This is a genomic window from Arenicella chitinivorans (assembly GCF_014651515.1).
GTDB lineage: Bacteria > Pseudomonadota > Gammaproteobacteria > Arenicellales > Arenicellaceae > Arenicella > Arenicella chitinivorans.
This window is the reverse complement of the sequence record NZ_BMXA01000003.1, coordinates 406,834-421,073: the sequence shown is the minus strand read 5'-3', so window position 1 is coordinate 421,073 and position 14,240 is coordinate 406,834. Positions and strand designations below refer to the sequence as shown.

The window sequence follows — 14,240 nt, the reverse complement described above, 5'->3', positions numbered from 1 at the left end:
GTCATGTCGTGGACTCAACTACGACAGCACTATGCCCGGCGAATTCGGGCAATTAAATCCAACGTGGAGGCGTCAAAACCCTCCGCGTTTTTTTGTACCTCCGAATCCGGAGTCATGGCATCAAGCATCGGGTTCACCTGCTTTGCTAGCCGTTTTCCCAGCTCCACTCCCATCTGATCATACGAATTAATATTAACCAACACGCCACCACTAAAGGTTCGATGCTCGTAAAATGCTAAGAGAGATCCGAGTGTTGCCGGAGTTAGCTGAGACAGCAGCATCGTGGTCGAGGGACGCTCGCCGGAGAATATCTTCGCCTGCTTGGTTAACTCAGTAAGGTGCTCTTCTGCATGCAGCTCATTGACCTTGGCAATGTCTTGTCCCGCCAGTAACGCCGCTGTCTGCGCCACACCGTTGGCTAACAACTCCTGATGATGCGCATTCAAGTCATGATCCGCTTTGGCAACCAGAATAAACTCCGAGGGAATGAGTGCAGTGCCCTGATGCAACATTTGAAATACTGAATGTTGCACATCGGTTCCGACACCACCCCAAATTACTGCCGAGGTTTCCTGATCAACTGGGCTGCCATCAAGTTGTCTATCCTTACCATTACTCTCGGTTTCAAGTTGTTGTAAATAATCAACCAATGAGCGCAGACGATGATCGTAAGCAAATATCGCTCGCGATGTGGCCTGCATGAAATTCGCATAGTAATGATCCAGTGCCGCAGCAATAAAACACACATTCTCCGCCGGCTCGGCGTGATAGAAGTGCCTGTCCATTTCCGCCGCACCGGCGAGAAACTGTTCAAAATCCTCTATGCCAAAGACCAACGCCGCGGAGAGTGACACAGACGACCAAACCGAATAGCGTCCGCCCACCCATTCAGGGAATGACACGATATTAGTGTTTGGTATCCCGTAGTTAACCGCGTTTTCAGGAAAGGCAGTGACCGCGTAAAAGTGTGTTAACGGCTCATCAACGCCTTGCGCTCGAAACCAGTCAGCAACCGAATCAATATTTTGCAAAGTTTCGGCGGTGGTAAAGGTTTTTGAAACACCAATAACCAAGGTACTGTCAGCGTCACACACGTCCAGCGCGTCAACTAATTGGTGAGCATCGATGTTACTTATAAAGTGGATTTTCACCTTAGGGTTAACACCGCTTAAGGCCTCGTAGATCAACTGTGGCCCAAGCGCCGAACCGCCGATACCAACATGGATTATATTGCGTATCGGTGTCGAACGGCGAGCTAGGTCAGCTTGTATATCATGGTATTGCTTGATCAACGCATCACGCGCGCTCTGCGCCTGGGACAATGTTTCTGGTAAGGCCATTGCAATCCCCTGATTTCGCGGGTCTCGCAGTAAGGTGTGCAACACTGAACGGTCTTCCGTGACATTGACTCGCTCGCCAGCAAACAATGCATGGCGTTTGGCTTTGAAATCGATTTGAGCGGCATAATCGGTGTACGTATTCAGCAACGCATCATCGATGTGAGTTTTACTAAAATCAAAATGGATATTAGCGATATCAAACGATGTATGAACCACACGTTCCTGGTCTGAATCAAACTTGTGTTTGATTCCATGAACGAGATCTTGTTTCGCGTGTTCGGATAACGCGTTCTTAATAGCTGGAGCAATAGAAGTGCTAGGCATATCAAATCCTTGAGACTGTGATGAAGCGCATGTCGCCAGAGCGAGCTGCGAGATTTTAAAAAGGAGCGAACGAGATTGTATTGCATCTCCATCCTTGGAGAAAGAAAACAGGATTAGTTAACCGAGGTTATTTTGCCTGTTGCATACTAAACGCGGTATCAAGCATACGATTTGAGAATCCCCATTCGTTGTCATACCACGCTTGTACTTTAATCAAATTACCGGTAATGCGTGTTTGTTCGATATCCACCACGCAGGAACATGGGTTGTGATTAAAGTCGACTGACACTAATGGCGCTTCACTCACCTCGAACACGCCGGCACGATCTTGCGCATACGCGTCAAAAATCTTACTGACCTCCGCGAGACTCGCTGATTTCTCGGGCACGAATGTGAAATCAAGCAAGGACACATTAATCGTCGGGACGCGTATCGCTACTGCGTCCAACTTGCCGTCTAACTCTGGGATCACTGCACCGATCGCCTTGGCGGAGCCAGTACTGGTTGGAATCATTGAATAATTTGCTGCACGACCGCGACGCTTATCTTTATGGTATGAATCAATTAAATTTTGTGTATTAGTGTACGCATGGACAGTGTTGGCCAGACCCTCTTTAATTCCGATTGAATCGTGCATCGCCTTGGCTATCTGGGCCAGGCAATTAGTAGTGCACGATGCGTTCGAAACCAATTTATCGGATGCTGTAAGGATATTTTCATTGACCCCGTAGACAACGGTTGCATCTAAGCCTTTACCTGGCGCCGAAACTAAAACTTTGTTGGCACCAGCAATAAGGTGCTTGCCTGCTAACTCTTTGGTCTTGAAAATCCCGGTACATTCAAAGACGACATCAATTTCCAAGTCCTTCCACGGCAATTGTTCTGGATCGCGCTGCGAATACGCCAGTACCTTTGCGCCATCGATCAATAACGCGTTTTCGTCGAACTCGATTTTATGATTAAAACGCCCGTGTGTCGTATCGAACTGCAGAAGGTGGGCATTTGACTCAATTGGCGCTAAATCATTAATCGCCACGACCTTGATCTGATCGGTTAAATCCCGTTCGTAAATTGCACGAACAATATTACGCCCTATTCTTCCAAACCCATTAATCGCTACTCGTAACATCCCGAAATCCTCTTATATTACTGGTTACTGATGCAACAGTACTCAATGTACCCGGTCAGCACAAGGTTTAAGGCAAACATAAAAAAGCACGCAGAGCGTGCTTTTTTAGTACTCGTTATTTGAGTAACGACAATCGCTTAACCACCTTCGGTCATAGATATCGTTGGCAAATCAACATTCGCTGACTTGATGCCATCGACCGCTTGGATGATGGTTTTGGTTTGTGCTTTTGGGTCTACTCGAACCACCACATTTGAGTCAGGACGTTCCGCCTTCAAACGGGTTACAGTCGACTTAATGGCACGATAATCCACCACATTCCGCTCAATCGTAATTTCATTCAATTTATTGATTTCAACTACGATCGGCTTTGGTGCAGTTGGATCAGGCGGCTCATCAGTTTGAGGCGGCTTGTTAAGATCAAGCCCCGATTCTTTTACAAAACTGGCAGTGACGATAAAGAAAATCAACATGATGAACACCACGTCCAACATAGGCGTGATGTCGATATCGGTTTCTTCCTCGTTATTAGCTTTACCCAGACGTTTCATAGTAATTTCCTCTGTAACGCTTAACGTTGACCTTCATACTGCGCAGCAATCAAGCCAGCCGCATGTTCTTCTAACATATCCTCGACACGCTTAGCACGTGTTGATGCTAACCAATGTGCAAACACAGTTGGGATTGCAACCACAAGACCCAGAACCGTGGTAACCAAGGCCTGCGATATACCGCCGGCCATAGTTTGCGGATCACCTGCACCGTAAAGCGTGATAGCCTGGAAGGTCTGAATCATACCAGTTACCGTACCCAAGAGACCTAACAACGGTGCCACGACGGCAATGATCTTGACGAACATGATCCACGCATTGAGCTTCGGAGATTCTTTGAGCATCGCTTCGCCAAGCTTCAATTCCATGGTCTCCGGATCGGTATCTGGATTGTCTTGATACACTTTTAGAACGCGACCCAACGGATTGCCAAGCGAAGGCTTTTTCAGGTTACGAGCCTGCTTACGAACACGACCTTCAACGCCCATTAATACCAGAATTCTAAGCGCGGCGATTAACAATGCCAAAATACCCAAGGCGATAATAATGTAACCAATAATGCCTCCCTCATTCACCTTCTCGCCCAATGTTGGCGCTTGCACCAAGGCCGCCAACAAAGCACCCTTAGTCGGGTCTAATTTGAAAGGTGTCACACCGGCATTGGCATTCTGTAAATTCTGTGAATAGGTATTAAAATCACCCGGCATTTTGCGTTCGAGTGCAACAAAACCAAGACCATCAGAATATTGCAGAATGTCGTCACCCGCGACGGCGTTAAATACACCAACACGCGTCACCTGCATTTCACGTTCTTCGTAGATTGGAATGTCTCTACCTTCTTCGTTCTTCAGACGGTTACCCTGCTCGTCCTCTTCGTAGCCAACGATATGCTTTACCGGTGCCGTGTACTGAACAATCTTGCCCTGTTCAGTCATCTCATTCTGTAGTTGAAACCACAGATCTTCGATCTCTTGGATCGATACCAAGTCTGTCAGGCTTGCCATCTTCGCAACCATTTGGCGCAGGCTTTCTGCGCGGTCCGGATACTGGGCACTGATCAGAGATGACTTGTAGGACTCTTGTGCTTCAGACGCAGATAGCTGAATAACACCAAACAACTGCTTAAGATCACCGAGTTCTCGTGCGAGCTCGGTTTGCAATTCCTCGATCTTAACTTCATTTTCTTTAAACTGGCGATCCAAGTCATCGCCAATTCGTTCTTGGCGAACACGCTCATTGCGCATTGCATTTAAACGACCTTGTTGTTTACTTCGTTCCGCCTTAAATTGATTTTCACGTGCTGTATTCGCTGTTCGCTCTCGCGAAGCGGCAGTTCGTGTAGCATTCAAGATACGATCAATATTCAGCGCTCGGGTCGCATTACTTTCTTGCGCATACGTTGGCGCAGTCCCTAAGAGCACAGCGAAGGCCATGGCAATGGTCACAAATGGCTTTACTACTCGGTTTTTCATAGACGTATTTCTTCCGACTGGCTGAATAGCATTTTTCTGTAGAGTAAGCGTCTTGTTAAATCGCCTCCGGTGCTCTCGTTGGCAACACCATCAAATCTTTAACATCCTTGCCCTGAGTCATGCGGATAGCATCTGTAATCCCGGCGTTATGAGAAGAATCGAGCGGTTTCCACTGCTTATCGCTAACATCCCAATAGCCAGCTTGTTGCCCATCTGTAGTCAGGTAATACAGACCCGAACGACCAACTTGCAGGATATTCACGGCGAGCTTACCGCTCGGTAAATCCAACTCCTCAGTGAAAACATCAATTGAATTTCCGTATGCACTTTCAGTTGAGTACGCCTCAAGCACCTGGCGGAATCGTTCTGCCGCCGAAATATTGGCATTAGTCAGATAACCCTTAATACGTTTAACACGCGCACGTCTTTCATCCAACTTGAATGGAATGTCGGCATCGATGAACCGCTCCAAGCCATCAATCATGCTCAGCATCAAAGGTACGATTTGGCGCTCGATCTGCGACGCGTCCTCTATCGAACGCTCAAGCTTTTGCATCGCTACGACCTGCGCATCTAAGGTGCGGCGCATACGATCGTTAAACTTTTTCAATACTTCGACGTTTTTGCGTTGTTGCTGATACTGCGCGACCGTTTTTTCTGTTTGCTCAGAAATCGCGTCAATTCGCTTTTGTGATTCAGCACCGGCACGCTGGCGACTAAGGCCGCTGTTTAAAATGTCGTCGGTTTTATCTGCTTGGGCAGTGATTGGCATCACTGCGGTAAGCACAAGCGCCAACCCGACGACACCTCGGTTTATCACTGATTTCAGTACTACTGTACCCATATCAAACCTCTTAAAGAGACCAAACTATTGTTGGTTTTAATTATTAGATCGGTCGCCTGACTCTAATGCACAAGCGACCATGACGGCTTAAGTTACTGGTTCTACGCTGGTATCAATTTCTTGAATTGGCGCTTCCAACTCACGAATTCGAACCACTTCAGCTTTCACATAAGCAATCCAGTTACGCGCATCTTTTGACACTTGCTCGTAGTTTGTTGCACGTTGGAACGTGGCTTCAGCTTCGTTAAATTGCTTCTGCTCAAACTGCGTTAGACCTAAGCTAATATAAGCCGCACCAGTATTTTGTAGACCACCTTTATTGATGGCCTTTTTGAGTGCGCTTTCGGCTTCGCGCCAGCGATTCAATTGAATCAGCGACACACCCAGCTGGTTATATAGCTTGCCGTCTTTTGACAAACTAGCGGCTTTTTCCAACGGGGAAATTGCTTTTTCATACTCACGAGCAGCGAACAAGGCCTGCGCATAAATACGGTTGTTCTTGAGATTATTTTTCAGGGTACCGTTACCGATCCCTTTTTCCATAATCTGTGCGGCTGAGTACGGGTTGTCTTGACTCATGTTCAACTGCGCAAGCGCAACGATTTCTGACTCTGAACTAAGCAGGTTTTGATCGTACATCGCTTGATACATGGCAGTCATACGTGCCTGATCATCCAACTCGTTGTAAACGCTGGCCATCGAAAGCAAATAGCTCTTCTTAGGATAGTACTGAACGAGCTGTTTCAAAACAGGCAGCATTTTTTTGTAGTCGTTCTTCTGACGATAGATCTGACTTAGTAACTGCAGCCATCCCTCTTTGGGCACACTACCGACGGCTTCGTACTTGGAAATACCTTTTTGCACATTCGGCAACGCGGCGTCATAGTTCTTCAACATATAGTGCGCTTGGCCTACTAGCATATAGGCATCCGCGGTTGGGTCTTGTTGAGTTTTGAACCAACGCTCGGCGTAGGTTAGGGCTTCCCGATAATTTTCCTGCGAAAATAGAACCTGGGCAATCACATACAACATCTGATTGTAGAACCCGTCAGGTATGCCATCGCGTGTCGCGATTACCTTCTTAAATTCTCTCAGCGCGCAGTTCAGATTGTCCTGCTCAAAACAGATATTGCCGCGATAATTGGCCAGGTATGCTTTTTCGATGTTGTTTAGGTCCGGCTCAGATGCCAGCTTGTCCAGCAACTGCTTGGCTTCGGAGATCTTCTTCTCTTCGAAAGCCGCCTGGATTTTCTCAAACGCTTTAACGTTCTTTTGACGAATAGACTCAACACGCTTGGTTTGTCGCTGTGAACTTTCACCTTCTTGCGCGACCGCGGATTGCACACCGACAAAGGAGGCTTCAGCCGCCAGAATCAACGACACCATAAAGGTCGCGGATAATGCGCTTTTCATGATCGGTTTGAGTTTTTCAATAGCTTTCATAATATCACCTCGCTGGGCGATGATTGCCAGATCAAATGACCTTAACAACCACCTTCCATTTCAAATTTCACTCGGATTTCGACACCTGGCACATCGACTGGTTTGCCACCGACTTGACGTGGTTTGTATTTGTACTTAAGCGCTGCTTTTTTTGCCGCACCTTCAAACATTGATGAGGTACTGGCAATCACTTCCGGATCGCGAACCGTACCACTAGAAGTCACGGTGAATCGCAGATCAACAGACCCACACAAGCCGCGCTCAGCCGCACGTCGAGGGTAGACCGGTGGTGGACGAAAGATTGGAAGGTATTCGCCGTCATTCGAGTTAAACCCTTTTAAATCACGATTAATACCAACTTTGACCGCACCAAAGGCGAACTCGGAATTGATATCAATACGATCCGCCACGATTTTCACATCCGGCGTATCAGGTTGCTCTTGTACTTCATCCGGACGTTTGGGCTTGGCAGTGATGGTTTCGACTGATTCATCTTCTGGATTGTATTTAAAATCCGGCAGTTTGAATTCAGAGGCTTCTTCCAATGTAGGCTCATCCATTTTGATGAGCGCGTACATACCGATAATCAAACCCAGCGTCACAACTACGGCGATCAAAAATGATGGTATAGATCTAAGCATGGTTACTACTCCGATTTGGTCGAGACAGTTGGTAACGGTATTCCCGCCTCTTTCAGCGCGTCAACCACTTTCATCAAGGTCTCGGCATTTGACTCAATGTCAGCCTGAACGATGACTTCACCGTCTGGTGTCTCTGCCCGCATGCGCGCAATGTTTGCTTTGATTGCTCGTGGATCGATTACCCGCTTGTCCAACCAGATATCATTATTTTCATCGATAGCCAATAGGATGGATGCTTTGGGATGCTTTACCGCATTCACAGCTTCCGGTTTGGTAATAGTGGCACCACTTTGCTTAATAAAGCTTGCTGTCACGATGAAGAAAATCAGCATGATGAAAACGACGTCAAGCATCGGCGTAATGTCGATCTTGGCATCTTCTTCCTGTCTGTTTCTTATTCCTCGTCTCATTTACTTTTCTCCCAATTTATAGGGTATAAATTCTTGGCTCTTGAACCTGCTTCAGTGATCAAGCGTAAGTTTTTCGTTTAGCTTTTCACGTTCTTGATCAGCTTTGCGCTGTAGCCAAAAACTTAAAAACAAGCCTGACAGTGCGGCGACCATTCCCGCCATCGTCGGTACCGTGGCACGCGACACACCACCAGCCATCGCTCTTGCGTTACTGGTACCGTTAATCGCCATGACCTGAAAAACCTCGATCATGCCGGTCACCGTACCGAGCAGCCCAAATAATGGCGCCAGTGCGACACATGCCTGAATCATCGACAAGTTCTCACGCAGCTTACTGCCGACACGAGAAACTAATTCCTCACGCACTTGATGTGCGGCCCATGATTTACGCTCTTTGCGGGACTCCCATTCGTCGATGGCAGCTTTTACTGCTTCGCGATGCGGACCCGAAATATAAAAGATGCGTTCAATAATCATGAACCACATGATAATGAGCAAACCCGCGATCAAGTACAGAACCGGCCCACCCAGTTCCATAAAATCTCGAATGTACTCAAATGTGACTAAAATAAACTCTGGCATCTTGAGAAACCTCTGTTTGTACTGACAGTCTCTGTTTTGTCAGTCCTGCCGGTAGCACCTGAGTGACTGACAACCGGCAAGACAAAACTGAGACTGAAAACGCTTAACTTTCGATCTGACGAGCAACCATACCAGCTGACTGCTCTTCAAGGATTTCCTCAACACGCTTCGCTTTCGACGCCGCGGCCGTGTGAAGAAGCACGATCGGAATCGCAACGACCAGACCACAAACTGTGGTAACCAGGGCTTGTGAGATACCACCCGCCATCAATTTCGGGTCACCTGCGCCAAACAATGTGATCGACTGGAAGGTTTCAATCATACCCAATACAGTACCGAGTAGACCGGCCAAAGGCGCGACCACGGATACGATCTTTAGGAACATCAGCCATGAGGTCAGCTTTGGCGTTTCCTTCATGATTGCTTCTGACAAACGCAGCTCCATCGCTTCGGTGTCGTTGCTTGGATTATCTTTAACCGCTTTCAACACGCGACCCAATGGGTTCTTGTCTGACGGTGAGTCTGGGTTTTTAGCTTGCTTGTTCACAGCCGCAGCAACACCAAACAAAGTCAGGATTTTGTAGAACGCGATCAAAGCAGCAAACAGACCAACACCCAAAATAATGTAGCCGACTGGACCACCTTGGTCGATACGCTCACGCAAACTTGGGCTTTCGACCGCTGCATCGAGTAAACGGCCTTGTGTTGGATCGAGTGCAAAATCAACCGTTGAACCGCTGCCACTAGCACTAAACAAATCGCCAGCCTGGCTCAAATAGCGACCGTCAGGTTGACGTGGCAGCTCAGCAACACCACCTTTACCGTAAGTCAGGAACTTGCCGTCACCTACCAGGTTGAAGACGCCTACACGTACTACTTCCTGTTGCTCACGCGCACCCGAGGCAGTTGCAACCGACGCGTTAAACTTCGCGACTTTGCCTTGCTGAACGAGTTCATTGAATAGTTCACGCCAAACAGACTCGATTTCACCTGCCGAGACCAAATCATTTGCTTGATTCGATACTTTCTTAGAAATCTCGTCGAAGTTCGCGCCACGCTCTGGGAACTGCGCAGAAATGATTGATGTGTCGAAACGGGCTTCGGTTTCGCCCACCACCTGTTGAACCGCGCCGAACAGATCTTTCAGATCACCCAATGCCGTTTCACGAGCCGTACGGATTTGATCCAGCTCTTCATTATTGGCGGCATACTGTGCTTCCAACTGGTTGCTACGCGCATCCAACGCTTCACGCTGAGCACGAAGATTAGCAACAATCGCTGCTTTACCTGCGCCTGCTGCACGGAAACGTGCTTCCAGATCTTGCGCAGCCTTACTTTTCTGCAGGCTACCGCTTTTAACTTGATTCAGTATCTGGTCAACCGTTTGAGCCTGTGCCGGCGCTAGCGCGACCGACGCCGCCATGGCGACAGCTGTAATTAAGTGCTTCATGTTACGCGCCCTCCGGAGCAGAAATAGGTAGACTCAACAACTCTGGGGCTGTTGTTTTGGCAGCCACCTTGATTGCTTTACGGATGTCTCGGTTGGCACTTGTTGGCAACGGCTTCCATTCTTTATTAACCGCGTCCCACATGCCTGAACTTTTTTGATCCGTGGTTTGGTAGTACAGCGCCACACGACCGATACGCAACATATCAACTTCGATTTCATTGCCACCGAAAGGTTGAGTCGCTTTGTAAGCTTCTGAGGTTGTGCCGTATTCCAACTCAACATTATAGATATCCATAATGCTACGGTAGCGGCTTGACGTAGTCGCATCCGGGTTGGTCATCAAATCTTTCAGCGCGAAAATGCTCTTCATGCGCTCTTCTTTATGGAAAGGCAAATCTGCTTTAACGAATGCTTCCAATGCCGCAAGCATTTTGCTCAGCACTGGCGCCATTTGAGGATCAAGATCCTTTGCTTTGTCGATAGACTGAAGAATTTCCCGCTTAGCGACAGTTTGTGCTTGCAGCTGCTCTTGCAATTGATCGTTGTACACTTTCAGGCTTTCGACCAACTTCAACTCGCGCGCGAACTGCTCATCGACTGACAAGCCTCCAGATGACTGCGCCACAGCCGTGGTAGCAGCGGCCGCGCCAATGGCAACCACTGCCACTGCCTGACCGATCCAATTCAACACAGATTTTTTCATTTTAGATTTAACCTCTTTTAATGAACTCTAGTTAGCTAGATTCAATAGTTGCCGACCGCTAAGTCGACTCGTTTAAATTTTAAAGTTGCTTGATTTTCCCTGCCGAGTCGGACCGGGATAGACCAAAAACTTAAAATTGAAATTTTTTCCTCTTTCAACTTACACATGACTGAGCATTACCCACTCACTTGTTTACTGAAAAAGCATTACCTCAGAAAAATCCACCACACTGCTCAGCCCAACCATGCAACTGCGTTTGTACAACCCACAGAAAAGCACAAGCTAGACAATTTAGGTGGATGGTGATGAGAGAACTCGCGGGATCAAGTGGAGGCGATTATGAGGCTTCGAGAGCGCATACAAAGTGGCTGCCTTACCTAAGACAGCGTGGGGACACTTTCTGCAGTCATACCAAAGCCGACAAATCTTACTAAACGTCTACTACTTGACCCTCGATCTGGTCGACGCAAATCCCAACAACAGCTCAGAACAAACACTGGTGCGGCAGCAACAAAGCGACGCGATTTTCCAACGGCTTGCAATAAAGCTCGACATACGTAATTGGCATTGTGCCCACCAACCGTGCAACGGTGCACGAGCGAGGCAAACATCATCTCCTAAGGCTGGCCTGCTGATCCTATTCACAATCACGTCAATCGACGACATTCCGAATAGCACTGCAAACATATTTATCTTGTAATTGCCGCTCTGTCTAAAGCAGAACTTCTCGCCACCAAGTCTATAACGGATTAACACGACAAGCCAACCCTTTTCATTTTCCTGGTGGTCCGACCGCTCGACGAAAAAGCGAACCACACCCGTTCTTTGGGCTCCGAAATACGCATAAAACGCAGCTCATCCACCCTAACCTGAAGAACGGCAGACGAGTGTAACAGCCCAAAACTGGAACGTCACGGGTCAATTACACTTATTTCACCCTGCGAAGCAATATTACAAGCAATTTAATCGACTTGTCATCTTTGTCTAGACAAAGGCTGCCAATCCAGCCCGCAACCGTTTCAAGGTCTCCGCGGAGCCTAAGATCGCCAATGTGGCGTCGATGGATGGTGAGTTTGTACCACCGGTAACTGCGATACGAACTGGTTGCGCCACTTTAGCAAACCCAACCTCATGCGCGTCAACAGTTTGCTGAACACAATGCTGGATATTGTCCGCCGTCCAGTCTGACACATCGGCCAGCTTACCGATTAAGGTCGACAGAATCTCGCTGGTGCCGGGCTTAATCCACTTCTTCACTGCTGCCGCGTCGTATTCGCTCACCGCACAGAAATACCATTGGCTTTGCGTCACCACATCCAGCAAGGTCTTGCAGCGCTCTTTGATCAAGTCAATCACAGCCACCGACTCCGCCGTCTCTTCAACTTGAATGCCAGCTTGCTTAAAATACCAGGCTGACTTATCTAGCAATTCTGCGGCGCTCAACTGCTTGATTTTCTCCTGGTTAACCCAGAGCAATTTCTCAGGATTAAAGGCCGAGGGCGCTCGACTCACATCTTCGATGCGAAACAGATCCAACAGCTCTTGCTGGGTGAACAACTCTTGATCACCGTGCGACCAACCCAACCGAACCAGGTAATTTAACAGTGCCTCAGGCAGATACCCTTCATCTCGATATTGCATTACGCTAACAGCGCCGTGACGTTTGGACAGGCGTGCGCCATCCTGCCCGAGAATCATGGGCACGTGCCCGTATCGTGGCAACTCCGCACCCAGCGCACGCAGAATATTGATCTGGCGCGGCGTGTTATTAATGTGATCATCGCCGCGAATTACGTGCGTGATCCCCATATCCATGTCGTCCACCACCACGGTCAGATTATAGGTAGGTACGCCATCCGGACGCGCGATCACCAAGTCGTCCAACTCATGATTCGAGATCACGATATTGCCCTTTACCATGTCCTCGATAACCACATCACCGGTCAACGGATTCTTGAAACGCACCACAGTGTTGTCCGCGTCGGCCAAGCCCAACTCACGACATCGGCCATCGTACTTCGGCTTCAGGCCATTCGCTTTCTGCTCTTCACGCATGGCGTCGAGGCGCTCTTTACTGCATTCGCAGTGATAAGCATGCCCAGCCGCCAACAAGTCGGCGATCACTTCTTTGTAACGATCGAATCGTTGCGTCTGGTAATACGGACCTTCATCGTAATCGAGCCCCAGCCATTGCATGCCATCTAGGATGGCCTGAACGGACTCTTGGGTTGACCGCTCGAGATCCGTGTCTTCGATCCGTAACACAAATCGGCCATTATTCTGGCGTGCGTGCAACCAAGAATAAAAGGCAGTGCGCGCGCCACCGATATGCAGATACCCAGTTGGGCTGGGCGGAAAACGAGTAACAGTCATGGGTGCTATCCAGTAAATTAATTCGGCCGAATTGTAGTATAATTTGATCTCAATTTATTGACCCAATTGCACAAATGCCACGCCTTTTTGTTAACAATTTGACGGTGATCGACAGCTCTGTACTGGACCCCAAGCGCGGGTTAATCGGTATCAGCTGGCAAGTCGATGTCCTACTACAAGGTGAGCTCGATGCACAAAGCATGGTGTTCGACTTCGCTAAGGTTAAGAAATCCATCAAGTTATTTATCGACAGCGAGCTGGACCACAAGCTGCTGGTGCCAGGCAAACATGACAAATTGCGCATCACACGGGGCGAACCGACAACGCTGAGTTTCACAACCCGCTCCGGTGAGGCCTTCGAGCACAGTTCACCAGCAAGCGCAGTGTGCGTGCTGGATATGCCCAAGGTTACACGCAAACGACTCGCTAAGCATATGCAAGAGGCATTACGTAGCGTGCTACCAGACAATGTCACCGCCGTGACCATATCGCTCTCCAAGGAGAAGGGCGGCGGCAGCTTCTACACATACAGTCACGGATTAAAAAAACATGACGGCAACTGCCAACGCATTGCTCATGGGCATCGCTCAACCATCCGCATCTGGAAAAATGGCCACCGCGATCGGCGACTGGAGAAACGGATCGCGAAACAATGGAAAGACATCTACCTAGGCTCCAACGAAGACGTGGCGGTGTACGAACATGATCGCGTCGAATTCGCCTACACCGCACCGCAGGGTAAGTTTCGACTCAGTCTGCCAAGCGACCGCGTGCACATCATGCACCTTGATTCCACCGTCGAATGCATTGCGGAACACGTGGTCGACTTGCTGAACGAGATGTCTCCCAAAGCACATTTCACGGTGCAAGCCTTTGAAGGCATCGGTAAAGGCGCGATTGCGGAAAGCCCACCATTCAAAACCTAGCGCCCACTCGCACCATCAGAGAAACTTAATTTACGCACCAGTATACTGTTAC

The 14,240-nt window shown here is 48.5% G+C and carries 13 protein-coding genes; 1 reads left to right on the top strand and 12 read right to left on the bottom strand.

The window, feature by feature from the left end:
* Positions 1-29: 29 nt before the first annotated feature.
* The 12 genes from pgi to gltX all read right to left on the bottom strand — a co-directional run bounded on the left by pgi (position 30) and on the right by gltX (position 13,262).
* Positions 30-1,664, bottom strand: a complete 1,635-nt coding sequence (gene pgi / locus IE055_RS11565; protein ID WP_189401130.1) for a glucose-6-phosphate isomerase — start codon at positions 1,662-1,664, stop codon at positions 30-32.
* Positions 1,665-1,791: 127 nt separating this feature from the next.
* Positions 1,792-2,793 carry a type I glyceraldehyde-3-phosphate dehydrogenase gene (gene gap, locus IE055_RS11560; protein WP_189401127.1) on the bottom strand — a complete coding sequence of 334 codons (1,002 nt, stop codon included), beginning with the start codon at positions 2,791-2,793 and terminating at the stop codon, positions 1,792-1,794.
* A gap of 137 nt (positions 2,794-2,930) precedes the next feature.
* Positions 2,931-3,344, bottom strand: a complete 414-nt coding sequence (locus tag IE055_RS11555; RefSeq protein WP_189401124.1) for an ExbD/TolR family protein — start codon at positions 3,342-3,344, stop codon at positions 2,931-2,933.
* A 20-nt stretch (positions 3,345-3,364) separates the two neighbouring features.
* Positions 3,365-4,816 carry a MotA/TolQ/ExbB proton channel family protein gene (locus IE055_RS11550; RefSeq protein ID WP_189401122.1) on the bottom strand — a complete coding sequence of 484 codons (1,452 nt, stop codon included), beginning with the start codon at positions 4,814-4,816 and terminating at the stop codon, positions 3,365-3,367.
* Positions 4,817-4,871: 55 nt separating this feature from the next.
* Complete coding sequence (locus IE055_RS11545) at positions 4,872-5,660, bottom strand: DUF3450 domain-containing protein (RefSeq protein WP_189401120.1); 789 nt, start codon at positions 5,658-5,660, stop codon at positions 4,872-4,874.
* Positions 5,661-5,747: 87 nt separating this feature from the next.
* Positions 5,748-7,103, bottom strand: a complete 1,356-nt coding sequence (locus IE055_RS11540; RefSeq protein WP_189401119.1) for a tetratricopeptide repeat protein — start codon at positions 7,101-7,103, stop codon at positions 5,748-5,750.
* A gap of 41 nt (positions 7,104-7,144) precedes the next feature.
* On the bottom strand, positions 7,145-7,744 hold the full coding sequence (locus tag IE055_RS11535) for a TonB family protein (protein WP_189401115.1): 600 nt from the start codon (positions 7,742-7,744) through the stop codon (positions 7,145-7,147).
* Positions 7,745-7,749: 5 nt separating this feature from the next.
* Entirely contained in the window at positions 7,750-8,154 is a 405-nt protein-coding gene (locus tag IE055_RS11530) for an ExbD/TolR family protein (protein WP_189401113.1), read from the bottom strand.
* Positions 8,155-8,205: 51 nt separating this feature from the next.
* Positions 8,206-8,736: a MotA/TolQ/ExbB proton channel family protein gene (locus IE055_RS11525; RefSeq protein ID WP_189401110.1), complete on the bottom strand. Its 531-nt coding sequence runs from the start codon at positions 8,734-8,736 to the stop codon at positions 8,206-8,208.
* 103 nt (positions 8,737-8,839) lie between these two features.
* Positions 8,840-10,186 (bottom strand): MotA/TolQ/ExbB proton channel family protein, encoded by a 1,347-nt coding sequence (locus tag IE055_RS11520; protein WP_189401107.1) that lies wholly within the window; start codon positions 10,184-10,186, stop codon positions 8,840-8,842.
* Between the two features lies 1 nt (position 10,187).
* Complete coding sequence (locus IE055_RS11515; RefSeq protein WP_189401104.1) at positions 10,188-10,889, bottom strand: DUF3450 domain-containing protein; 702 nt, start codon at positions 10,887-10,889, stop codon at positions 10,188-10,190.
* Between the two features lie 984 nt (positions 10,890-11,873).
* Positions 11,874-13,262, bottom strand: a complete 1,389-nt coding sequence (gene gltX / locus IE055_RS11510) for a glutamate--tRNA ligase (protein WP_189401101.1) — start codon at positions 13,260-13,262, stop codon at positions 11,874-11,876.
* Positions 13,263-13,336: 74 nt separating this feature from the next.
* Between gltX and IE055_RS11505 the strand changes: the two genes are divergently transcribed.
* On the top strand, positions 13,337-14,188 hold the full coding sequence (locus IE055_RS11505) for a 6-carboxytetrahydropterin synthase (RefSeq protein WP_189401098.1): 852 nt from the start codon (positions 13,337-13,339) through the stop codon (positions 14,186-14,188).
* Positions 14,189-14,240: the final 52 nt, after the last annotated feature.